General features: G+C 73.2%; 18 protein-coding genes. 8 read left to right on the top strand and 10 right to left on the bottom strand.

Annotated features, from left to right (window positions below; genetic code table 11):
- Nucleotides 1-121: 121 nt before the first annotated feature.
- Nucleotides 122-466 (top strand): carboxymuconolactone decarboxylase family protein, encoded by a 345-nt coding sequence (locus VMF70_11395; GenBank protein HTT68626.1) that lies wholly within the window; start codon nt 122-124, stop codon nt 464-466.
- A 71-nt stretch (nt 467-537) separates the two neighbouring features.
- On the opposite strand, the gene VMF70_11400 is transcribed toward VMF70_11395, so the two are convergent.
- The 4 genes from VMF70_11400 to VMF70_11415 are packed head-to-tail and all read right to left on the bottom strand — an operon-like array spanning nt 538 to nt 4,595.
- Nucleotides 538-2,433, bottom strand: a complete 1,896-nt coding sequence (locus VMF70_11400) for a hypothetical protein (GenBank protein HTT68627.1) — start codon at nt 2,431-2,433, stop codon at nt 538-540.
- A gap of 49 nt (nt 2,434-2,482) precedes the next feature.
- On the bottom strand, nt 2,483-3,622 hold the full coding sequence (locus VMF70_11405; protein HTT68628.1) for a prepilin-type N-terminal cleavage/methylation domain-containing protein: 1,140 nt from the start codon (nt 3,620-3,622) through the stop codon (nt 2,483-2,485).
- Entirely contained in the window at nt 3,619-4,041 is a 423-nt protein-coding gene (locus VMF70_11410; GenBank protein ID HTT68629.1) for a prepilin-type N-terminal cleavage/methylation domain-containing protein, read from the bottom strand. The genes VMF70_11405 and VMF70_11410 overlap by 4 nt, the downstream gene beginning before the upstream one ends.
- Nucleotides 4,023-4,595 (bottom strand): type II secretion system protein, encoded by a 573-nt coding sequence (locus tag VMF70_11415; GenBank protein HTT68630.1) that lies wholly within the window; start codon nt 4,593-4,595, stop codon nt 4,023-4,025. Before VMF70_11415 ends, VMF70_11410 begins: the two co-directional genes overlap by 19 nt.
- A 281-nt stretch (nt 4,596-4,876) precedes the next feature.
- Between VMF70_11415 and ispG the strand changes: the two genes are divergently transcribed.
- Entirely contained in the window at nt 4,877-6,085 is a 1,209-nt protein-coding gene (ispG, locus tag VMF70_11420; protein HTT68631.1) for a flavodoxin-dependent (E)-4-hydroxy-3-methylbut-2-enyl-diphosphate synthase, read from the top strand.
- A gap of 27 nt (nt 6,086-6,112) precedes the next feature.
- Here ispG and VMF70_11425 read toward each other — a convergent pair whose 3' ends face one another.
- The 5 genes from VMF70_11425 to VMF70_11445 form a co-directional block, all read right to left on the bottom strand.
- Nucleotides 6,113-7,297, bottom strand: coding sequence for an MFS transporter (locus VMF70_11425; protein ID HTT68632.1), 1,185 nt, complete (start codon nt 7,295-7,297; stop codon nt 6,113-6,115).
- Nucleotides 7,294-8,925, bottom strand: a complete 1,632-nt coding sequence (locus VMF70_11430) for an iron ABC transporter permease (GenBank protein HTT68633.1) — start codon at nt 8,923-8,925, stop codon at nt 7,294-7,296. The genes VMF70_11425 and VMF70_11430 overlap by 4 nt, the downstream gene beginning before the upstream one ends.
- Complete coding sequence (locus VMF70_11435) at nt 8,922-9,929, bottom strand: ABC transporter ATP-binding protein (GenBank protein ID HTT68634.1); 1,008 nt, start codon at nt 9,927-9,929, stop codon at nt 8,922-8,924. Before VMF70_11435 ends, VMF70_11430 begins: the two co-directional genes overlap by 4 nt.
- Nucleotides 9,930-10,061: 132 nt before the next feature.
- The gene (locus VMF70_11440) at nt 10,062-11,054 is read right to left on the bottom strand and encodes an extracellular solute-binding protein (protein ID HTT68635.1); all 993 of its coding nucleotides are present in this window, start codon (nt 11,052-11,054) and stop codon (nt 10,062-10,064) included.
- Nucleotides 11,044-13,584, bottom strand: a complete 2,541-nt coding sequence (locus VMF70_11445; GenBank protein HTT68636.1) for a PIG-L family deacetylase — start codon at nt 13,582-13,584, stop codon at nt 11,044-11,046. The genes VMF70_11440 and VMF70_11445 overlap by 11 nt, the downstream gene beginning before the upstream one ends.
- Before the next feature lie 112 nt (nt 13,585-13,696).
- On the opposite strand from VMF70_11445, the gene VMF70_11450 reads away from it, so the two are divergent.
- The 6 genes from VMF70_11450 to VMF70_11475 all read left to right on the top strand — a co-directional run bounded on the left by VMF70_11450 (nt 13,697) and on the right by VMF70_11475 (nt 19,845).
- A complete protein-coding gene (locus VMF70_11450) occupies nt 13,697-14,155 on the top strand; it encodes a hypothetical protein (protein ID HTT68637.1) in 459 nt (152 codons plus the stop codon).
- 23 nt (nt 14,156-14,178) lie between these two features.
- Entirely contained in the window at nt 14,179-15,327 is a 1,149-nt protein-coding gene (locus tag VMF70_11455) for an aminotransferase class V-fold PLP-dependent enzyme (protein HTT68638.1), read from the top strand.
- On the top strand, nt 15,327-15,878 hold the full coding sequence (locus tag VMF70_11460; protein ID HTT68639.1) for a cyclase family protein: 552 nt from the start codon (nt 15,327-15,329) through the stop codon (nt 15,876-15,878). The genes VMF70_11455 and VMF70_11460 overlap by 1 nt, the downstream gene beginning before the upstream one ends.
- A gap of 22 nt (nt 15,879-15,900) precedes the next feature.
- Entirely contained in the window at nt 15,901-17,130 is a 1,230-nt protein-coding gene (thrC, locus tag VMF70_11465) for a threonine synthase (protein ID HTT68640.1), read from the top strand.
- Nucleotides 17,127-18,518 (top strand): 8-oxoguanine deaminase, encoded by a 1,392-nt coding sequence (locus tag VMF70_11470; protein ID HTT68641.1) that lies wholly within the window; start codon nt 17,127-17,129, stop codon nt 18,516-18,518. The genes thrC and VMF70_11470 overlap by 4 nt, the downstream gene beginning before the upstream one ends.
- A 94-nt stretch (nt 18,519-18,612) precedes the next feature.
- Nucleotides 18,613-19,845 (top strand): radical SAM protein, encoded by a 1,233-nt coding sequence (locus VMF70_11475; GenBank protein HTT68642.1) that lies wholly within the window; start codon nt 18,613-18,615, stop codon nt 19,843-19,845.
- A 72-nt stretch (nt 19,846-19,917) separates the two neighbouring features.
- Here the strand turns inward: VMF70_11475 and VMF70_11480 are convergent, their stop codons facing one another.
- Entirely contained in the window at nt 19,918-22,497 is a 2,580-nt protein-coding gene (locus VMF70_11480; protein HTT68643.1) for a bifunctional aspartate kinase/diaminopimelate decarboxylase, read from the bottom strand.
- Between the last annotated feature and the right edge of the window lie 103 nt (nt 22,498-22,600).

A 22,600-nucleotide genomic window follows, 5' to 3' on the forward strand; every position in this document is an offset into this window, starting at 1 on the left:
AGTACGCCGACTTCACCGTGCTGGACCGGGACATCATGACGGCGGCGCCGGAGACGATCCTCGAGACGCAGGTCGTGATGACCGTCCTGGGCGGCGTCCCGGTCTACCAGAGGAGCGCGCGATGACGGACACGCTGGAGGCGTTCCGGCACTTCCGGGAGAAGATGAACGCGGCGATCCTCGCCGCCGACAACCTGACGATCAACCGGTTCTTCGCGCTGGACACGCGCGCCTACGAGGCGGGGGCGCTCTCGGCCAAGACCAAGGAGCTGCTGGGCCTGGTGGCGTCGCTGGTGCTCCGGTGCGACGACTGCGTCACCTACCACGTGGTGCGCTGCCGCGAGGAGGGCGTGACCGACCCGGAGTTCTACGACGCCTTCGCCGTCGCGCTGATCGTCGGGGGCTCGATCGTCATCCCCCACCTCAGGCGCGCGGTCGCCCGGCTCGAGGAGCTGCCCGCGCAATGACCGAGCGGCCGGCGCCGCCACCGTGGCGACGCCGGCCGCTCTCTCCCCCTCTCGAAGGCCGTGCTAGGGCGTCACGGCGTCAGAATGTTGAAGAACGCCGCCACGTTGAAGTTCACCGGGTCGATCTCGTAGTACCGGTTCCGGAAGAACCGCCCGGTCGTCGGGAAATAGGGTGGCGGCGCCTGGAACGCGCACTGGTCGTACGAGTACCCCTTCACGTAGCCGGTGCCCGCGGTGGTACCGACCGCGCCGCGCGTGCCCTGGATGATGCCGCCGTTGATGTACAGGCAGCCGCGCCCGTCCGTCGACCCGGAGCACGTCTCCCCCGAGGTCGGGCCGGTGTCGTAGTTCTCCACCGTGAACGAGTTGAGCGTGAGCAGCACGCCCTGGAGGTAGGTGTCCGGGGTCGCGGAGTAATTGTGGTACGCCGAGCCCGAGGCCCAGGGCTGCGGGTCGTTCAGCACGTTGTCGGCAACGTAGATGTAGCCGGCCGAGAGCAGCCCGAGCATGTCGGCCGCCGGGCACTGCACCGACCCCGGCGCGATCGCGTACCTGAGGTCGTCGCCGATGATCACGTTGTCGCTGGCGGCCACCGTGACCTTGCCGTGCACCACGCCGCTGATGACCACCCGCCCGTTGACGTAGATCACGCCCTTGGAGTTCACGTTGAGCTGGCGCGCCAGCGGCCACAGGTACTGCGCCTCCGTGGTCCGGGTGGCCAGCGTGGTGTCCACCGCCCGGGAGGCCGGCCGGGCGAGGGCCGCGATCACCGAGGCATCCGGCGTCGTGGTGAAGCGCACCCAGTAGCCGTACTTGTCGGCGGCCTTGAAGCGGTTGATGTACCGGGTGCCGCCCGAGACGATCGAGTCGATGTTGAGGCGCTCGTCGCCGCCCAGGTAGCAGCGCGACGTGGACCGCTGCAGCGAGTAGGTGCCCGCGTTGCCGCGGTTGGTCGCGTTGTTGGTGGCGTTCTCGGCCGTGCCGCCGCCCGTGGGGTTGCCCGCGATCGGGTACTTGGGGACCGGCGTGTAGTGGTCGAAGGCCGTGTAGAAGGTCGTGTCGGTCACGCCCGCGGCCGTGTTGACGTGGAAGTCCCCGCAGTTGAGCCCCTGGTTCGCGTTGGCCGGATCACTGCCGGTCGCGTAGCCGATCGCGGCGGCGGTGCTGCTGGTGTCCACGTAGACCCTGAAGAAGCCCTCGTTCGGGCCGGTCACCCGCCCGTCCCCGTCGAGGTCGAGCGCGACGAACTCGATCCGGAGCCGCGACTGCGTCGCCGACCCGCCGCTCGGGGCGGTGAAGTTCATCCCGCCCTGGGTCGCGTAGGTGGCCAGCTTGCTCAGCTGCGCGATGGTCGGCAGCGGGATGACCTGCCCGTGCTGCGTATACCCCTGGTCGAAGGTACCGTAGCTCAGGCCGGTGATCGTGCCCGAGACCTCCACCGTGCTGTGGAAGTGCACCCCGCTGCTGTAGATGCACATGTTGTCGTTGGTGTGCATCGGGCCGAAGATCTGGTCGTCGTTGCCGAAGCAGATGCCCGAGCCCTCGCTGTTGGTGTAGTACGCATACCGCGCGAAGGACTCCTGGGCCAGCTCGCCGCGCCGCACCACCACCGCGCCCGACTGGTCGCTGATCACCGACAGCACGCTGCCGAAGATGCCGTACTGCCCGGTCGTGTTGCCGGTCGGCCCGAAGTAGATGCTGCGCGTGATCCCCGCAATCGCGTTGCCGCTGGCGTCGAGCACCGGCTGGGCGTTCTGGTACGTCACGTACCCGCTGTCGGGGAACAACGCCGCGTTGCCGTTGAGCGCCGAGCGGCCCAGCTCGATGCCGCCGTCGGCGGCGTTCCGCAGGTCGTCCTCGCGCTCGTGCCCCTTGGCGAGTATGTACGAGCTGCTGGTGAGGAAGATCGCGCCGGCGGCCAGCGCGGCCACGGCGACCGTAATCAGCATGACCAGGACCAGGGCCATGCCTCGCTCGTGGCGGTTGGACGTCGTGCCCATGGGTTGCCTCTCCACGTTAGGGAATGACCACGGTGTTCGACGTCGCCGGGGTGGACTCCGTCGGCGTGCAGTCGAGCGCCGCGACCTGGTAGACGTAGGTGCTGTCGATCAGCACGGTCGGATCCGTGTAGGTGTAGGTCGGGTGGCCGGCCGGGATCGACTGGAGCGCGTCGGCGAACGAGCCGGCGGCGGTCCGCCGGTAGATCACGTACTGTTGCACGTCCTTCTGGCCGGACGTCTCGTCCGTGGCCGCCGGCCAGGTCAGGGTGATCTTGGGCGTCACCAGGTCGCCGTTCCACGCCCCGGTCACGGCCTGGCCGAAGATCGGCGGGTCGCCGCACGAAAGTTGCTTGGCCAGGCCCGCGTTGGGGATCGCGATCGTGGTGATCAGCTGCCGCTGCACCTGCTGCGTGCCCGTCAGGCCGTTGGTGGTGTAGGCGTACACCTGGACCGCGCGGATCGAATCGATCTTCGCCGCCAGGCCCGTATCGGCCGTCGACCCGTGGACCGGCACGCTGTGCCGCAGCGGCAGCGTCGCGCCGGCGACGAAGGACAGGTTCCCCAGCGTGTCGGCGATCTGCCAGTTGAAGAACGGCTGGCCGGCATACGGCAGGAGGTTCCGGGCCACCACGTCGGGGGCGTTGTTGTTCACCTGCCGGAGCAGCACGTAGTCGTTGGGGTTCGCCGTCGTGGAATCCGGCGTGAACCAGTAGGTGATCGTCTCGGCCGGCGACAGCTCACCGCCGGTCGTGCGGTAGGTCGAGTCGGGGTACTGGATGCTCGTGCCGGGGATGAAGAACTTCTGCGACGTGGTCGGCGCCGCGACGGCGTTGGGGTTCGCGTCGGGGTCGTAGTTCACCGCCGTCGGCGAGCCGGCCACCAGGCTCACCAGGTCGGCGTTGAACATCACCATGTTGGACGAGATGTATACCAGCGTCGGCTGCGTCCCGGTCGTCCCCGCCCCCGCGTTCCGCAGTTCGCGGTCCAGCGTCGACAGCGCGTAGCGCAGGTTCTGCATCGCGTCCATCCGGTCGGAGGTGCCGGCCACCGCCCGGCTGACCCCCCGGAAGAACAGGATCGCCCCGCCCATCACGATGCCGAGCACCACCAGGCTGATCATCATCTCGATCAGCGAGAAGCCGCGCGTTCGCTTCATGGGGACGCCACCACCACGGTCTTGGTGACCGTCGACTTCAGTGCCGCCGACGTCACCGTGACCGTGACCGTATTGTAGTCGTTGGTGTAGGTCGGCAATGGACCACCGGTGTGCACGATGGTCGTCGTGCGCGTGTAGCCCGGGAACCCCACGATCGACGTCTCCGTGCCGGCGAAGTTCGCCGACAGCCCGGAGTAGTTCGTCGACGCCCGGATCTGCGAGAGGCGCGCCTGGGCGAGGTTCACCGCGATCGTGCGCGCCTCGGACTGCCGCTCGATCCGCGAGAAGTTGAAGGCGAACTGCCCCATCCCCAGCAGCACCGTCGCCAGGATGGTCAGCGCCAGCATGATCTCGATGAGCGTCATGCCGCGCTCGCTCCCGCGCGGAGCGGCGCGCCGCGTCAGAACTTCAGCAGCCATTGGGACCCCGTGTACTGGTACCAGTCAGCGCGACCCGTGGACCGGATCACCTCGATCGACCTCGCGTCCTGCGGCCGCGTGGAGTTCAAGGCCGTCGTGGTGGTGATGTAGAAGCCGCCGTTCTCCGAAGCGCTGCCGTCGCGACGGAAGACGATCTCCAGCAGCCCGTTCTGCTGCTTGGTGAAGCTGATCGGCGCCGGCGCGTAGCTCCGGACCGGCGCCCCGCCGAGGCCGAACACGACGCCCTCGCCGAGCGGATACGAGCGAACCCGCTCGCCGGCATCGATGGTGTTGTTGTCGTTCGCATCCTCGTGGACCTTGAGCGCATTGTTCGCCACGTCGAACAGCACGTTGACGTTGTACTGATCGGTCACCGCCATGCGCTGCGCCCGGCCCAGCAGGCCCGTGACGGCGCGCGCCGCTCCGTTGACGCGATACGCCGACCAGTTCAGCTTCGGGAGCGCAAAGGTCGCGACCATGCCGATGAGCACGATCACCAGGATGATCTCCACCAGCGTGAACCCGGTGCGCCCCGTCCGTCGATGTCCAATCACGTGACCACTCTCCCCAGGATGTGTCGGCGCTTCCGCGCACCAGGAGGGGCAAGCCGAGTGCCAGCCTCGTGACCGCGGACCGATTGATGCTATGACGTTGCGAGCCAGCAACTTAGCGCAATTGTGGCGACCGGGCAATCCGCCGACCGCCGATCGCAATGGTGCAAATGCACTGCAAGACGCTGCAGTCTGTGGCGGACCGAGGCGTGTCGGCGCCCCGGCCGGTGTCGGCGTCCGCGGCCGCCGGGCGCGCTATACTTCCGTCTTCCCGTGAGCATCCCGTGAACCGCAGGACCAGCATCGTGGTGGACGTGGGCGGCGTGAAGGTGGGCGGCAGCCACCCGATCGTCGTGCAGTCCATGACCAACACCGATACGGCGGACGCCGAGGCCACGGCGCGCCAGGTCGCGGCGCTGGCCGCCGCGGGCTCCGAGCTGGTGCGCGTGACGGTCAACACCGACGAGGCCGCGGCCGCCGTGCCGCGGATCGTCGAGCGGCTCGGCGCGCTGGGCGTCGCCGTGCCGATCATCGGCGACTTCCACTACAACGGGCACCTGCTGCTGACCAGGCACCCCGGGTGCGCGGCCGCGCTGGCCAAGTACCGGATCAACCCGGGCAACGTCGGCGGCAAGCGCCGCGACGACAATTTCCGGGCGATCGTCGAGGTCGCGATCCGCCATGGGAAGCCGGTCCGCATCGGCGTCAACTGGGGCTCGCTGGACCAGGCGCTCCTCACCGAGATGATGGACGCGAACGCCGCGCTCGAGCGGCCCCGCGACGCGCGCGACGTCACGATGGACGCGATGGTCCAGTCGGCGCTCCGCTCGGCGCGGCTGGCCGAGGACTGCGGCCTGGGCCACGACCGCATCGTGATCTCGGCCAAGGTCTCCGGCGTGCAGGACCTGGTGGACGTGTACCGGAAGCTGGCCGCGGCCTGCGATTACCCGCTGCACCTCGGGCTCACCGAGGCCGGCATGGGCGCCAAGGGCATCGTCGCGTCCACGGCGGGCATCGCGATCCTCCTCCAGGAGGGGATCGGCGACACCATCCGCGTGTCGCTGACGCCGGCGCCGAACGGCGACCGCACGGAGGAGGTGCTGGTCGCCCAGCAGATCCTGCAGTCGCTCGGCATCCGCAGCTTCACGCCCCAGGTGACCGCCTGCCCAGGCTGCGGCCGCACCACCAGCACGTTCTTCCAGGAGATGGCCAGCGACATCCAGGGCTACCTGCGCGGGCAGATGAGCGGGTGGCGCGAGCGGTACGCGGGCGTCGAGGAGCTGCGGGTGGCCGTGATGGGATGCGTGGTCAACGGGCCGGGCGAGTCCAAGCATGCCAACATCGGCATCTCCCTGCCGGGCACGTTCGAGGAGCCCCGGGCGCCGGTCTACGTGGACGGCCGGCTGCTCACCACCCTGAAGGGCGACGACATCGTGCCGCAGTTCCTACGGATCCTGGACGAGTACGTCGAGTCGCACTACGCGAAGGCCTGACCCGCGACGCGGCGGGTCGCGGCACGCTCAGCCCGCCGCGGGCGCGGCGGCGGGCGCGTCGCGCCGGACCGGCACCCGGTAGGCGAGCACCCCCGTGAACGCCACGATGACGGCGGAGATGAGGAAGGGATAGCTCGGCCCCGCCAGCTGGAAGACCGGCGTCGCCCACATCGGGCCCACGACCCGCGCCACCCCACCGAACGCCTGCTGCACCCCCATCGTCTGGCCGACCTCCGTCGGGTCGGTCTCGTGGGAGACGAGCGCGGTCACCGCGGGAAACAGCAGCGCGGTGCCGATCGGGACCAGCGCCAGCACCAGGCCCATCACCGGGATGCTGCGCGGCAGGGGATAGAGGAGCATCCCGAGGGCCAGCATCACGGTGCCCGCCCGCATCACGCGCGTCTCGCCGTAGCGGTCCACCAGCCAGCCGATGATCACCGCGCGGAGCACCACCGCCAGCAGGCCCATGTAGAGGAAGAAGTAGCCGATGGTGTGCTCGGTGACCCCGAACCGCGCCTTGAGGTACAGCGCGACCACCGCCGACAGCGAGGCGAAGGCGCCCATGCCCACCGCGTAGATCCAGATGAGCCGCGGCTGCGGCGCCGTCGGGTGCCGCACGACCCGCAGCACCGCGGCCCGGATGCCCGTCTTCGCCCCGCGCGCGTGGCTGGGCTTCGACTCCGGCAGGAACGCCCACGCGAACGCCACGTTGAGCGCGCACAGGCTGGCCGCGACGATGCCCGGCGCCGCGGGCCCGAGGTGGCTCGCGAGCGAGCCGATCGCGGGACCGATCATCACGCCGGCGTTGGTCGACGCGGAGAGCCAGCCCAGGCCCCGGGCGCGCTGCGCCGGGTTGGTGGCGTCCGAGACGTAGGCCTGGACCACGCCGGTGGTCCCGCCGCCGAGGCCCTGCACGATCCGCGAGGCAAACAGCAGCCAGATGCTGTTGGCGAACCCGAAGATCAGGTACGCGATGCCCGCGCCCGTCAGGCCAATCAGCATCACCGGCCGGCGGCCGTAGCGGTCGGAGACGCGCCCCCACACCGGGGAGCTGGCCAGCTGGGCGATCGAGAACGACGCCACCAGCGGGCCGACGATCCACGCCTGTCCGCCCAGCCGCAGCGCGTAGAACGGCAGCAGCGGGAAGATCATCGCGAAGCCCAGCATGTCCACGAACGCCACGGACATGAGGATCCACAGGGCTTTCCTCACCGGCCGGCCCTCGCGCCCACGCCGAGCGCCGCGGCGCTCACCGCCATCAGCACGACGCCGAAGGCGGCGGCGACGCCCACGTCGTCGAGCCGCAGGCTCGAGAGGATCTCGATCGAGATGGGGCGCGTGTCGTACGTGTACAGCAGGATGGACGTGACGAAGTCCCCGAGCGCCGTGACGAAGGCGAGGCTCGCGCCCACCGCCAGCGCGGGCTTGAGGAGCGGCAGGGTGACGCGCCACAGCCGACGCCAGCGGCCGGCGCCGAGCGACTCGGCCGCCTCCTCCAGCGACGGGTCCAGCTGGCGGTACCCGGCGAGCAGGGCCCGGCCGGTCAACGGCAGGCTCCGCACCAGGTAGGCCAGGGGCAGGATGGCGGCCGTGCCCACGAGCACCCACCGGCCGGCGAGCGGGCTGCGGACGCTGAACAGCGTGGCCAGCGCGATGGCCACGACCGTGCCGGGCACCGCCCACGGCAACGCCAGCAGGGTCTCGATGGCCCGCCGCAGCGCGACGCGCCGCCGCACGGCGAGGTGCGCGGCCAGCGCCGCCAGCGCCACCGCGGCCGCGGTGGCGGCCGCCGCCATCCACACCGAGTTCAGCAGCGGGCGCAGCCGCTCCGGCTCGGCGAACAGGGCGCCGTAGTTGCGCAGGCTCCAGGCCGGCGGGATCGCCTCCGTCGTCCAGGTCCCCGGCGGCACCAGCGAGACCACCAGCAGGGTCACGTGCGGCAGCAGCAGCACCACGGCCAGGGTCCAGCCCGCCAGCGCGGCCGCGCGCCGCGCCACGGGATGGGTGATGGCGGTGAGCGGCGGCGCGGTGCCCTTCCCCACCGTCACCACCAGGCGGCTTCCCTCGGTGCGCTGGACCACCGCGAAGCCGACGATGGCGAGCGCCGCCAGCATCACGGTCTCGAGCATGGCCGTCGGCAGGTCGCCGTTCAGCTTGGTCGCGACGATCTGCGTGGTCATCACCCGGAACGAGCCGCCGAAGATGTACGGGGCGCTGAACGACGCGAGGGCGGTCATGAACGTCAGCAGCGCGGCGCCCCACAGCGCGGGCGCCAGCAGCGGCAGCACCACGCGGCGGAAGGTGCGCCACGGCCCCGCGCCGAGGGACGCCGCGGCCTCCACCATGGAGGCGTCGATCCGGGCCAGGCCGGCGCGGGCGAACAGGTAGAAGTAGACGTACATGGAGTAGGCGTGCACCAGCAGGATCGCGGCGGGGCCCCGCAGCCGCCACGGGGCGTGGTCCAGGCCGAACACGGCCTGCGCGGCGCGCGAGGCGAAGCCGCTCTCGCCGTACAGGAACAGGAAGGCGATCACCCCCACGAGCGGCGGCAGCACCGCGGGCAGCGCGACCAGGGCGCCGAGCGCGCGCCGGCCCGGGAAGTCGTAGCGCTCGAAGACCAGGGCCAGCGGGACGCCGACGGCGGCCGCCAGCGCCACGCTCGCCACCGAGATCCACAGGCTCCCCCACAGCGCCGCCCACTCGGACCGGGCGCCGAAGAAGCTCCGGAGGTCGGCGTGCGCCGCCTGCGCGACCACCAGGAGCAGCGGATACGCGACCAGCCAGGCGAGGCCGAGCGTGAGGAGCAGCGCCGTCAGGTCGGCGCGGCGGCGGAGCGTCATGGCCGGCCTGGCCCGCTCGCGCCGTCCGGGTCGCCGACCCAGAGCAGCACGCGATCGACCGCGACGCGGACCCGGTCGCCGACCCGGGCCGACCGGCGCGGCGCCAGCACCTCGAGCGTCACGCCCGCGCCGCCGTCCACCGTGAAATACGCCTGGGCGCCCACGAAGCGGCGCTCGGTCACCAGGCCCTCGAGCGGGGCGGCGACGCCGTCCGCCACGAGCCGCATCGCCTCCGGCCGCACCAGCGCGCTGGAGCCGGGCCGGCCGCCGAGCCGCTCGCCCGGCACCGCGACGGCCCGGCCCACGAACCCGGCGACGAACGGGCTCGCCGGCTCGTCGTACAGCTGGTCCGGCGTCCCGACCTGCTCGAGCGCTCCGTCGTGGAGCAGGGCGATGCGGTCGCCGAGATCGAAGGCCTCCTCCTGCTCGTGGGTGACGAACACCGTCGTGATGCCGACCTGGCGGATGGCGCGCCGCAGCTCGCGGCGGGTGCGCTCCCGCAGCGTGGGGTCCAGGTTGGACAGGGGCTCGTCCAGGAGCAGGACCCGCGGCTCGGGCGCGAGCGAGCGCGCCAGCGCCACCCGCTGCTGCTGGCCGCCCGAGAGCGCGGACACCGGCCGGCGCTCGTAGCCCGCCAGGTCCACCATCGCCAGCACCTCGCGCACCCGCCGCGCCGCGGCCTCGCCCCGCGCCCGGAGCCCGAACGCCACGTTGGCGCCGACGTCGAGGTGCGGGAACAGCGCGTAGTGCTGGAAGACCATGCCGAACCGCCGCGCGACCGGGGCGACGTGCGTCACGTCCTCCCCGCCGACGATCATCGTCCCGGCGTCCGGGGCCTCGAAGCCGGCCAGCAGGCGCAGCGTGGTGGTCTTGCCGCTCCCGCTGGGACCGAGCAGCGCCAGGATCTCGCCCCGCGCGACGTCGAGCGAGAGGGAGCGCACGGCGGGGGTGCTCCCGAAGGACTTGGTGAGGTCGCGAAGGCTCAGGTACGCTTGATCGGTCAAGGGCGCGCCCTATCCGTGAGACGTGAGAAGCGGAGCGGCGTGAGCGATGAGCACCTCTCACTCACCACCAGCCCTCTCACGTCAATGCCTCTCACCTCTCACCTGAACGTCTCACTTCCCACTTCTCACTTCTCACTTCTCGCCCTTTCCGCGCACGTTCCTATCCCAGTAGTCCATCCACGCCGCGCCGTGCGCCTCGACCGTGTCCCAGTTCACCGGCTCCACCCGCATCGCGGCCTCGACGGCGCGCACCCACGCGGGCAGCGAGTCGGGCGGCAGGTCGCGGCGCGCCGGCAGGCGATAGGCGTCGCGGGCCGCCACGATCTGCATCTCGGGCGTCAGCACCCAGCGCGCGAACTCCCGCGCCAGCGCCGCGTGCCGGGCCCCGCGGACCACGGCGATGGCGTCGTCGATGACCGGCGTCCCGCTGGTCGGGAAAGCGTAGCCGAACCGCCGCCCCTCGTGCTGCAGCAGCAGCATGTCCGGCAGGTCCCACAGCGAGATGAGCCCCTCGCGGCGCTCGAGCTTGGCGTGGAGCAGCGCCGGGTTCTGCACGTACTCCGCGGTCTGCGCGTCCAGCCGCCGCAGCCACGCCCACCCGGCGGTCGTGTCGCCGGTCCTGGCGAGGCTGCGCATCATCACCATCTCGAAGATCGCCCGCATCGTGCCGCTGGCCAGCGGGTCCCGGATGAGCAGCTTGCCCCGCCAGCGCGGCGCCAGCACGTCGTCCCAGTCCCGGGGCACGGCCGAGTCCGGGACCGCCGCGCTGTTGTACTCGATGACGGCCGGCGTGCGGTACACCGACTGGTAGAGCGGGCCGCCGGGCGCCGCCGGCTCGAGCAGGGAGTCGCGGGCCGCCCGGGCAAACAGCGGCGTCGGGCCGCCGAACCACAGGTCCGCCTGAGGGTTCGCGCGCTCCGAGCGCACCCGGTCCAGCACCTCCTGCGAGCCCATGTCGAGCCAGCGCACGTCGACGTCGGGATGCAGCGCCTCGAAGCGGCGCTCGAACTCCGAGAGCAGCTCGCGGCCGTGTGGGGAGTAGATCACCAGCGGCGTCCGGCCGCCCCGGCCGCAGGCGCCGGCGACCAGCGCCGCGGCCAGCAGCGCCGCGCGCTTAGGGAACATCACGCGGCGCCACCGGCACGTCCGATGGCCGCAGCGCGAGCAGGTTGGCGAACAGCCGGTACGCGCCGGGCACGTTCGCGGGGAGCTGCCGGAAGAAGCTCAACCCGGTGTACACGTAGAGGCCCTTGCCCAGCCGTGCGACCAGCAGGCCGCCGTCCAGCTTCTCGCCGCCGTCGCCGGTCTGAAGCAGCGGATGGTACGCGGAGTCCCAGGTGTGGGCGAAGTACAGTCCGCGCTCCTGGACCCACCCGTCCCAATCCGACGCCCCGAGGTCGTTGGGCCGGTGGAACAGGGGGTTCGCCGGATCGAGCTCGGTCACGGGCGCGGTCTCGTCCGTGACCCGGTCGTGCGGGTTGGCGATCGTGAACGGAAAGGGCGCGTAGCCTCCGCGCACGAACGGGTACTGCTGGTACTGCACGATCAGCCGGCCGCCCTGGCGCGCGTAGTCGAGCAGGCGCCCGTTGGCCGCCACCAGGCTCGGGTCCGTCTGGTAGGCGCGGCTGCCGACGACGATGGCGTCGTAGCGCGACAGGTCGCCCCGCTCGAGGTCCGCGGCCGTGAGCACCGCGACCGGCACGCCCACGGACTGGAGCGCCTCGGGGACCTGGTCGGCGGCGCCCCGGACGTAGCCGACCCTCGCGAGGACCGGGAGTGCGAGGTCGGCCAGCTGGATCCGGAGCGTGGCGCGGCGCACGAACGCGACCGGCCGGATGTGCGGGTAGTCCACCAGCTCGGAGGCGCGGTCGTAGCGCTCGGCACCGACCGCAGCGACCGCGCGGATGACGTAGGCCCCCGGCCTCCCGTCGCGCGGGGCCCGGACTTCGAACGTGTAGGCGCGCTGCGCGTCCTCCCCCTCGAGCCTGAACGGCACCGGCGGCACCGCCGGCCAGCCGTCGGGCAGCTCGAGCCCCACGCTGCCCTCGGTGCGCTCGCGCCGGCCGTTGGTCAGCGTCACGGTCACCTCGCGCGCGCCGTCGGAGGCGGCGGGCCACGTCATCTCGCGGGGCGCGACCTCCACGCCCACGGCCGGCACGACGAACAGCGGGCGCCGGGTCTCGCCGCGCACCTCGTCGTCGTAGCGGTAGGTCACCTCGCGCGCCAGGGTCACCGGGACACCGGCGATCGTGGTCGAGAGGCGGGCGAGGATCGGAGGCGGCCCGAACGGCTCGCCGCGCTCGTCCTGGGGCGCGGCCGACCAGTCGTACAGGGCCCCGGCGAGCGGATGCGTCAGGAAGTACGGCTCGCTCAGCGGCGCGTCGCCCGGCACGGTCACCGCGAAGCGCCGCGCCGGAACGTCGCGCCCGAGGGCCGAGAAGACGCCGCCCGCCGTCGGGGCCGCCGTGCTGCCCCCGCCTTCGACGGCCCATCCCGCGGGTGCGGTCAGCGACGCACTGTCGAGCGGCGCCGATCGTCCCTCCGCGCTCCACAGCGCCGCGACCACGGCGAGTCGCTCCCCCGCCACCACCCGCGAATCGTCGGCGATCGCGTCCGCGACCACCCCGGCCGCCGTGGCCAGCGCCTCCTCCAGCACCGGCTCCTTGGCCGCGCGGAACGCGGGCGGCGCGTACCGCCGCAGCTCGCCGAGGGCGGCCGCGAGAAGCGGCACGATCCGTCCCGGCGCGCTCGGGGTGAGCGTCGTGCGCGCGGAGTCGATGAGCGTCGCGTAGCGCGCCAGCGGCGGCGCCAGCGCCGTGTCGACGCCGGCGAACACGCCGCCCGCGCCGCGGCCCGTGAGGTCCTCCACCAGCATCAGCCGCGTGACCGACGGCCCCAGGTCCTGGAGCCGGCCCATGTCCTGCGACCGGTGCAGGCTGCGCGCGGCCATCGCGAGCTGGTGATAGGACTGGCCGGCGTCCGGGTCGAGGACGCCGGACTCCAGCCGCACCGTCGTGCCGGCCGTGTCGAAGCGGGTGGACCGGTACAGCTTGCGCGGCCCCCAGGTCGAGTCCCGGAGGAGGTCGAACGCCTCGCGCGCGACCCGGCCGGCGGCCTGGTGCTGCCCGTGCCCGTCGCGCGGCGTCCCGGAGAAGATCGAGACGACGACTTGCGGCCGGAAGCGGCGGATGACGCGCAGCACGTCGGCCAGCAGCGTGTCGCTCGGCCAGAAGCGCAGCGTCTCGTCGAGGGTCTTGGAGAATCCGAAGTCGAAGGCGCGCGTGAAGTACTGGTGCGCACCGTCCACGCCGCGCGCCGCGAGCAGCTCCTCGGTCCGCAGCAGCCCGAGCGTCTCGCCGAGCTCCGATCCGATGAGGTTCTGCCCGCCCTCGCCGCGCGACAGCGACAGGTACGCCGCGTCCGCCCCGGTGCCGCGCGCGAGGAAGGTGAGGAGCTCGGTGTCCTCGTCGTCGGGATGCGCCCCGATCACCAGCACCCGCCGGTTCTGGTCGAGGCCGCGCAGCGCGCGATCCAGCGCCGGCAGGCCGCCGGTGCCCGCGGGCCGGAGCGGCTGCGCCCGCACCCCCGGGGCGGCGACGACGACGAGCCAGGCGGCGAGCGCCAGGCGGCGTGCACGCGACGCGCGATGACCCATGGACGCGAACAAACTAACCAGGCGGCGCCCCTTCCGCTCGGGTGGTTCTTGCTGCAGCATTGGCCTGCGACCCGCACCCCCGCTGGCCGCACACCCCCTTCCGGAGGAGTCGGTGGCCGCAATCAACAGTCGCCGCGTCTGGCTCGGTGCGCTGGTCGGCGGCATCGTGTTCTTCGCCTGGAGCATGGTGGTCGAGTTCGGCCTGTCCGCCCTCATCGTCGGCCAGGCCCGGATGGACATCGCCGGCATGAACGCCTGGTTCCTCAAGGAGCCGCGCGTTCCGGTGCCCGTGTTCCTCGTCGTCTGGCTGGTGTCGCTGTTGCTCATCGGCTACGGGCTGGCCTGGGCGTACGCCCACCTGCGGGCCAGTGCGGGCGCCGGACCGGGCACGGCCGCGAAGCTCGGCCTGATCGTGGGCTTCGCCTCGGGCTTCCCGCTCGAGTTCGCGCACTCCGTGTTCCAGCCGCTGAGCGCGCGCTACGGCATCATGTGGATGGTCGAGATGATCATCGGCTGCATCCTGGCCGCCCTGGCCGCGGGCTGGACGTACCGCGAGCCCGCGCAAGGCTGACGGAAGCGGACGACGCGCCGACCGTGGCCACCGAGGCGACCCTCGCTTCGTGGCGGGCCGAGTTCCCGATCCTGGGGAGCACGACCTACCTCATCTCCAACTCCCTCGGCGCGATGCCGCGGGGCGCCGCCGCCGCGCTCGACCGGTATGCGCAGGTCTGGGCCGAGCGCGGCGTGCGGGCGTGGGAGGAGGGCTGGTGGGAGATGCCGGTCACCGTCGGCGACACGGTGGCCGGTCTCATCGGCGCGCCGAAGGGCAGCGTGACGATGCACCAGAACGTGACGCTGGCCGAGGCCGTGGTGCTCTCGTGCTTCGAGCCCCGCGCCCCGCGGAACCGGATCGTGTTCGAGGATGGGAACTTCCACTCGGTCCAGTACCTGTACGCCGCGCAGCCCGACCTGGTGGTGACGCCGGTCCCGGTCGAGCGACTGGTCGAGGCGATCGACGAGCGGACGCTGCTCGTGCCCGTCTCGCACGTCCTCTACAAGACCAGCTACGTCCAGGACGTACCGGCGATCGTGGAGAAGGCGCACCGCGTGGGGGCGCACGTCGTGCTGGACGTCTACCACGCCGCGGGCGTCCTGCCCCTCGACGTCGCCGCGCTGGACGTCGACTTCGCGGTCGGCGGCTGTCTCAAGTGGCTGTGCGGCGGCCCGGGGAACGCCTTCCTGTACGTCCGGCCCGACCTGGCGCACCTCGCACCGCGCCTCACCGGGTGGCTGGGTCACGCCGACCCGTTCGCCTTCGAGCCGCCGCCGATCCGCCGCGCCGAGGGGCCGTTCCGGTTTCTCAACGGGACGCCGTCGATCCCCTGCCTGTACGCCGCGCAGGAGGGCCTGCGGATCCTCCACGAGGTCGGGGTGGCGCGGGTGCGCGCGCATTCGCTGCACCTCACGGCGCGGCTCCTCGAGCGAATCGACGAATCCGGCTTCCCGTCGCTGACGCCGCGCGAGGCGGCCCGGCGCGGCGGCACGGTGGCGGTGGACCCGCCCGACGCCGAGGCCATCAGCCGCCTGCTGCTCGCGCGGGACATCCTCATCGACTACCGGCCGGGCGTCGGGATCCGCATCGCGCCGCACTTCTACACCACGGAGGACGAGTGCGACGCGGTCATGGCCGAGATCGCCGCGCTCGCCGCGGGCCGGCCGGCGCTCCGCACCACCCGCCACTGATGCCGCGCGTCTTCGACGTCTCGCGGCCCGTCTTCCCGGGGATCCCCGTGTGGCCGGGCGACCGCCCCTACGAGCACGACTGGACGAGCCGCCTCGCGGACGGCGCCGCGTGCAACGTCGGCCACATCGCGATGAGCTGCCATACGGGCACGCACATGGACGCACCGTTCCACTTCGCGGACGGCGGCCCGACCGCGGAGCGCATCCCGCTGGAGGCCTGCATCGGGCCCGCGGTGGTGGTGCCGCTCGCGCGGCTGGGCGAGACGCGGGCGGAGCGGGTGCTGGTGCGCTCGGGCGGCGGGGCGGCCAGCGCGGCGACGATCGAGGCCCTGCCGAGACTGCTGCTCTACGGCACCGACGCGGCGTCGGTGGACGCGGCGGACAGCACGGCTTTCGCGACGCACCGCGCGCTGGCGCGACGCGGCACCGTGATCCTCGAGGGCTTGGACCTCTCGGCGGTGCCGGACGGCGAGTACCAGCTGGTCGCGCTCCCGCTGCCCCTGGTGGGGATGGACGGGTCGCCGGCGCGCGCCGTGCTGATCGCGCCGTGACGGGCGACCCCGGCGGAGCACCATGTCGTACGTGACCGGACTCCAGTGTGTGATGTGCGGGGCCGTGTATCCCGCCCGCGGCGTGACGACCTGCCCGCGCTGCGGGATCACCGGCATCCTGGACGTGCAGTACGACTACCCGGCGGTGGCGCGCCGGCTCACCCGCCGCTCGCTCGCCGCGCGCGACGACCGGTCGCACTGGCGCTACCGGGAGCTGCTGCCCATCGGCGCGCACGCCCGCCTGCCGAACCTCGAGGTCGGCTGGTCGCCGCTCCGCCCGGCGCCGGCGCTGGCCCGGCAGATCGGCGTGCGGACGCTGCTCCTCAAGGACGACGGCCGCAATCCGTCCGCCTCCCTCAAGGACCGCGCGAGCGCGATCGGGGCCGTGAAGGCCGTCGAGGCGCGCCGCCGGACCATCGCCTGCGCGAGCACCGGGAACGCGGCGTCCTCCCTGGCCGGCATGGCCGCATCGCTCGGGCTCGAGGCCGTCATCTTCGTGCCGGAGCGCGCGCCCGAGCCCAAGCTCGCCCAGCTGCTCATCTTCGGCGCCACGGTCCTGCGCGTGCGCGGGAGCTACGACCAGGCGTGGGACCTGTGCCAGCGCGCCTGCGAGCGGTGGGGGTGGTACAACCGCAACTGCGCCGTGAATCCCTATCTGGTCGAGGGCAAGAAGACCGTCAGTCTGGAGATCTGCGAGCAGCTGGAGTTCGCGGTCCCGGAGTGGGTGGCGGTGTCGGTCGGGGACGGCTGCACGATCGCGGGAACGTGGAAGGGCTTCGCGGAGATGCGCCGGCTCGGCCTGGTCCGCCGCACGCCGAAGCTCCTCGGCGTGCAGGCGGAGGGCGCCGCGCCGGTGACGGCCGCGTTCCGGAGCGGCGCCGCCCTCGTCCCGGTCGAGCCGACGACGATGGCCGACAGCATCGCCGTCGGCGTGCCGCGCAACTGGAAGAAGGCGGTGGACGCGGTCCGCGCGAGCGGCGGCACCATGATCAACGTGAGCGACGAGGAGATCCGGGAGGCGATGCGGCTCACCGGCCGGCTCGCCGGCGTCTTCGCCGAGCCCGCGGCCGCCGCGAGCGTCGCCGGCCTGGCGCGCGCCGTTCGCGAGGGCGTCGTCCCGCGCCGCGCCGTCGCCCTGGCCATCATCACGGGCAACGGCCTCAAGGACAGCCGCTCGGCGCTGTCCGCCGCCCCGCGGCCCCTCGACGTCCCGCCGGACCTCGACGCCGTGGCCGAGGCGCTCGGGCGGTGAGCCCCCGCGCGCCGCGGCCCCGCTCCCTGCTCATCCGGGACGTCGAGCTGCTCGTCACCATGGACGAGCGCGACCGCCGGATCCCGGGCGGCTACCTCTACGCCGAGGACGGCGAGATCAGGTCGGTGGGCGCCCGCGTGCCCGCCGGCCTCCGGGCCGAGCGGACGATCCGCGCGCCGTTCGCGATCGCGCTCCCCGGCCTGGTGAACACCCACCACCACCTGTGCCAGACCCTCACGCGGGCGCATCCCGGGGCCGCCGACGCGAAGCTGTTCGACTGGCTGACGACGCTCTATCCCGTGTGGGCGGGCCTCGACGAGGAGGCCGTCCACCTCGCGGCGCTGGTGGGCATGGCGGAGCTGATGCTCTCCGGGTGCACCACCACCTCCGACCACCACTACCTCTTCCCGCGAGGTCGCACGCGCCTCATCGACGCCGAGATCGCGGCGGCGCGCGCCATCGGCATCCGCTTCCATGCCACGCGCGGCTCGATGAGCGTCGGCCGGTCGAAGGGCGGCCTGCCGCCCGATGCGGTCGTGCAGGACGAGGAGGAGATCCTCGCCGACTCGGAGCGCGTGATCCGCGCCTATCACGATCCCCGCCGCGGCGCGATGCTCCGCGTCGCGCTCGCGCCGTGCTCGCCGTTCTCCGTCTCGCCGCGGCTGATGCGCGAGACCGCCGAGCTGGCCGAGCGGCACGAGGTGCGGCTCCACACCCACCTGGCCGAGACGCTCGACGAGGAACGGTACTGCCTGCGCCGCTTCAAGCGCCGGCCGGTCCAGTTCCTCGCCGACGCCGGCTGGCTGACCGACCGGACGTGGATCGCGCACGGCGTGCACTTCAGCCGCCCCGAGATCCGGCGGCTGGGGCGCGAGCGGATCGGCGTGGCGCACTGCCCCACCTCCAACATGCGCCTCGGCTCCGGCATCGCGCCGGTGCACGCCCTGGCGGCGGCCGGCTGCCCGGTCGGCCTCGGGGTGGACGGCAGCGCCTCCAACGACAGCTCCCACCTCCTGGCCGAGGCCCGGCAGGCCCTGCTGCTCGGCCGGGTGGCCCGCGGCGCCGACGCCGTGAAGGTCTCGGACGCCCTGCGCATGGCGACCCGCGGGGGCGCGGCCTGCCTGGGCCGGGACGACGTCGGCTCCCTCGAGCCCGGCCGGCGGGCCGACGTGGCGCTGTTCGACCTCAGGGACCCGGGCTACAGCGGCGCCGGCGATCCGCTCCTGGCCCTCCTGCTGTGCGCCCCGACGCGCGTGCACACGCTCGTGGTGGACGGGCGGCCGGTGATCGAAGACGGCGAGCTGAGGACCCTGGCGCTGGAGCCGGTGCTGAGGCGGCACCGGAAGGTCGCCGCCCGGCTGCTGGGCGGCCCCCGCTCGCGGCGCTGACCGGCGCCAGGCCCCGGACTTGACGCCGGGCTGACGCCCGGACCCGAGCCTCGTGCGAAGCGCGGCGACCGGCCTGGAGCCTGAGGAGGCGGCGATGGACGCCCTCGCGCTCGATCACGAGACGCTGTACCGGCTCCCGTGGAGCACGTCCGACAACGCGATCGCGTGGTACGAGCCCACCGCGATGTGCAACCTCGCGTGCGAGGGGTGCTACCGGGACAACGTCAAGGACTCCCACAAGCCGCTCGACCTGGTGCGCCGGGAGCTGGACGCCTTGCGGCGGCTGCGCACCTCGGACTGCATGAACATCGCGGGCGGCGACCCGCTGATGCACCCCGAGATCGTCGCCATCGTCGCCGAGGTGAGGCGTCGCGGCTGGAAGCCGATCCTGGTGACGAACGGCATCCTGCTCACCCCGGAGCTGCTCCGGGCCCTCAAGCGCGCCGGCGCGTTCGGATTCACGTTCCACGTGGACAGCAAGCAGGGCCGTCCGGGCCGCTGGCGGGGCAAGAGCGAGCAGGACTTGAACGGGCTGCGCCAGGCGTACGCCGCGATGCTGGCCGCGGCGGGCGGCCTCGTCTGCAGCTTCGACTGCACGGTCTACCCGGACACGCTGTGCGACGTGCCGGCGCTGGTGGACTGGGCGCAGCGCAACATCGACATCGTGCAGAACATGGTCTTCATCGCCGTCCGCCGGCTGCACGCCGACCTGCCGTACCGGTGGACGGTGAACGGCATGCCCGTGGCGCGCGAAGGGCTGGCCTACTTCTCCGACGGCCCGCGCGCGCCGGCGCTCCTGTCCACCGATCTCCTCCGGGTGGTGCGCAAGACCTTCCCGGACTTCGCGCCCTGCGCCTACCTCGGCGGCACCGTCCGGCCCGGCGCCTTCAAATGGATGCTCACCGAGCGGGTCGGGAACACGCGGGAGCTGTTCGGCTACGCGGGCCCGAAGTTCCTGGAGCTGGTGATGGCGGGGCACCACCTGCTCACGGGCCGCTACCTCTCGCACCTCCGGCCGCGTCTGCCGGGCGCGCGCGCGACCGTGCTCGCGATGGCGCCCTTCGACCGCGGGCTGCGACGGGCGGCGGGCCGGCTGCTGGCCTCGCTGGTCCGCCGGCCGGCCGGGATCTTCCGGCGGGCCTGCTTCCAGACCGTGATGTTCATCCAGCCGGTGGACTTCCTGCCGGGCGGGGAGCAGGACATGTGCGACGGCTGCCCCGACGCCACGATCTGGGAGGACCGGATCGTGTGGTCCTGCCGGCTCGGGGAGCTGACGCGGTTCGGGTCGTTCCTGGAGAGCACTCCGCAGCGCTCGCAGCCCGCCTGACCGCCGCCGCTCCATCCGGCCGCAGCCGCGGGCGCAGACCCGATTCGGCGGGTCCGGCCGCCGGCTCTCCGTCTAGCTCAGCACCACCTCCTCCGCCGGCGGGCGGAGGTTGTAGTGCGACGCCATGGCGTGGCCGTACGCGCCCGCGTTGCCGATCAGGAGCACGTCGCCCGGCGCCGGCGAGGCGAGCCAGCGGTCGCGGCCCAGGACGTCGCCGCTCTCGCAGATCGGCCCCACCACCTGCGCGAACAGGTCCGGCGCCGCCGGATGGCGCGTGAGGTTCACGATCGGGTGCCAGGCGCCGTACAGCGCCGGGCGGATGAGCGAGTTCATCCCCGTGGCCACGCCGACGAACACCGTGCGCGCCTTGCGGCGCACCTGGGTCACGGGCACGAGCAGCACGCCCGCCTCGGCCACGGCGTAGCGCCCTGGCTCGAGCCGCAGCTCGACGCCCGGCAGCGCCGCGGCGATCGGCGCGAGTCCGGCCTCGACCGCGTCGAGGTCCAGCTCCGGCTGTCCGGGGCGTTCGGGGACGCCGAGGCCGCCGCCCAGGTCGATCCACCGCAGCGCACCGCCGGCCTTCGCCGCGAGCGACGCGAGCAGGCGCGCCAGCGCCGGCCACGCGCCGGGCTCCAGGATGCCGCTGCCGAGGTGCGCGTGCAGGCCGACGATGCGCGCGCCTGCGGTCTCCAGCGCCGCGCGCAGCCCCTCCAGCTCCTCCGGCGGCAGCCCGAACTTCGAGCCCGGCCCGCCGGTCCGCACCTTCTCGTGGTGCCCGGCACCCCAGCCGGGATCGAGGCGCACGGCCACGCCGCGGTCGCGCAGCAGCGCCGGGTCGTCCTCACACAGCTGCGCACCGTCGATCGTCAGCTCGGCGCCGAGTGCCGCGGCGCGCCGGTACTCGTCCACCGGACAGAAATTGGGCGTGAAGAGGAGCGGCGCCCCGGAGCCGAGCCGGTCGCGCGCGGCCTCCACCTCCTGGATCGAGACGCACTCGATGCCGAAGCCCTCGGCGCTCAGCGCGTCCAGGATGGCGGGGTGCGGGTTGGCCTTCATCGAGTAGTAGAAGCGGCTCACGGCCGGCAGGTGGCGGCGCAGCCGCCGGGCGCGCTCGCGCACCGTCGCGAGGTCGTACACGTAGCGCGCGCGGCCGTCGGCCGCGAGGGCCAGCAGGTCGCCGCGGCGGCGCTCCCACCACAGCGCCGCGGGCGCCGGGGCGGGTGCGCCCCGCAGCCGCTCCCAGGTCGGACCGAGGCGCGGGTCGTCGCCGCGCGCGGCGAACAGCAGGTCGTGCAGCCGCCGCACCAGCGGCGTGCCCTCCTCCTCGTCCACCACGAACGAGAGGTTGAGATCCTCCGCGGAGTTGCTGATGAGGTGGACGGGTCGCTCCTGGAAAGCCGTGAGCGCCGGCGCGATCTCCCCCAGCGTGGCCCGGATGCGGCGGCCGACGATGGACACGACCGCGCAGGGGTGAATCACCCGCACCTCGCCGAGCTCCCCCAATCCCGCCAGCAGCCGCTTGAAGACGCGCCCCTCCACCCCGCCCGGCAGCGAGTCGAGGGTCACGCTGATCGCCGCCTCCGACGTGCCGACGAGGTCCACCGAGATGCCCAGCTCCTCGAACGGCGCGAAGAAGCGCGCCAGGAAGCCCGGCGTGTCCCACATCGCCACCGTCGAGAGGCTCAGGAGCGTGCCGCCGCGGCGGCAGGTGACGGCGGTGACCGCCGGCTGCGCCTCGCTCTCGCCCTCGATCCGCGTGCCGGCCATCTCCGGGTGCGGCGTGCAGCGGATGTGGACGGGGATGCCGTGGCGCGCCGCCGGGTCGAGACACGGCGGATGCAGGACCTTGGCGCCGAGCGACGCCAGCTCGCGCGCCTCGCGGTAGCCGATGCTGCGGATCAGGCGCGCCGCGGGCACTTCCCGCGGGTCGGCGGTGAACAGCCCCGGCACGTCGGTCCAGATCTCCAGCGCTTCCGCGCCCGCCAGGGCCGCCAGGAGCGACGCCGAGGTGTCGCTGCCGCCGCGGCCCAGCAGGCACGTGTCCCCCTCCGGCGTCCGCGCGATGAATCCCTGCGTGATCACGACGCGCGCGTCCCCGGCAACGGCCGCGAGCCGCTCCGGGGCGCGCTCCGACGGCACCGTCGCCGCCAGGTAGCGGCGCTCGTCGGCGTCCAGCGGACGCGGCGCACTCCGGAGCAGGTCGCGGGCGTCGAGCCACCGGGCCCGGAGCCCCAGCGACTCCAGGATCGCCACGCCGAGCCGCGTGGCCGCCAGCTCGCCGATCGCGAGCAGCCGCGCCACCAGGCGCGGCGGCGCCTCGCCGGTGAGCCACACGCCCTGCACCAGGCGTCCCGCCTCTTCCAGCGCCACGCGCACGGGCTCGAGCGCGGGCCCGGCGGGGTCGAGGCCGGCCGCGGCCGCCAGATCGGCGTGGACTCGGCCCACCCGGGCCAGGTCCTCGCCCTCGCCCCCGGTGCGCGCCGCCGTGACTGCCCGCTCCAGGAGGTCGGTCACGCCCGCCAGGGCCGAGCACACCACCACCACGCGCCGCTCCTGGGCGCGCGCCGCCGCCTCGCCGGCGATGGTCCGCCAGCCCGCGACCGACGCCACCGACGTCCCGCCGAACTTCAGCACGACCCACGGCTCGTCCACCGACCCCCCTTTCGGCCCGGGAACGCCCTCGCCCGCGCTGCGGCGTGGCTCGGCCGCCGGGCCGCCGTTTCCGTCCCGGCGCGCGCGCCCGCCCTTCTTGCGC

This window comes from Gemmatimonadales bacterium (assembly GCA_035502185.1).
Classification (GTDB): domain Bacteria; phylum Gemmatimonadota; class Gemmatimonadetes; order Gemmatimonadales; family JACORV01; genus Fen-1245.

What these genes read in the sequence shown, in the direction of transcription:
- VMF70_11395 (HTT68626.1), top strand. Translation starts at nt 122, where the DNA reads ATGACGGACACGCTGGAGGCGTTCCGGCACTTCCGGGAGAAGATGAAC.
- VMF70_11460 (HTT68639.1), top strand. Translation starts at nt 15,327, where the DNA reads ATGCCGCGCGTCTTCGACGTCTCGCGGCCCGTCTTCCCGGGGATCCCC.
- VMF70_11440 (HTT68635.1), bottom strand. Translation starts at nt 11,054, where the DNA reads ATGTTCCCTAAGCGCGCGGCGCTGCTGGCCGCGGCGCTGGTCGCCGGC.
- VMF70_11410 (HTT68629.1), bottom strand. Translation starts at nt 4,041, where the DNA reads ATGGCTGCTGAAGTTCTGACGCGGCGCGCCGCTCCGCGCGGGAGCGAG.
- VMF70_11400 (HTT68627.1), bottom strand. Translation starts at nt 2,433, where the DNA reads ATGGCCCTGGTCCTGGTCATGCTGATTACGGTCGCCGTGGCCGCGCTG.
- VMF70_11405 (HTT68628.1), bottom strand. Translation starts at nt 3,622, where the DNA reads ATGAAGCGAACGCGCGGCTTCTCGCTGATCGAGATGATGATCAGCCTG.
- VMF70_11445 (HTT68636.1), bottom strand. Translation starts at nt 13,584, where the DNA reads ATGGGTCATCGCGCGTCGCGTGCACGCCGCCTGGCGCTCGCCGCCTGG.
- thrC (HTT68640.1), top strand. Translation starts at nt 15,901, where the DNA reads ATGTCGTACGTGACCGGACTCCAGTGTGTGATGTGCGGGGCCGTGTAT.
- VMF70_11475 (HTT68642.1), top strand. Translation starts at nt 18,613, where the DNA reads ATGGACGCCCTCGCGCTCGATCACGAGACGCTGTACCGGCTCCCGTGG.
- VMF70_11430 (HTT68633.1), bottom strand. Translation starts at nt 8,925, where the DNA reads ATGACGCTCCGCCGCCGCGCCGACCTGACGGCGCTGCTCCTCACGCTC.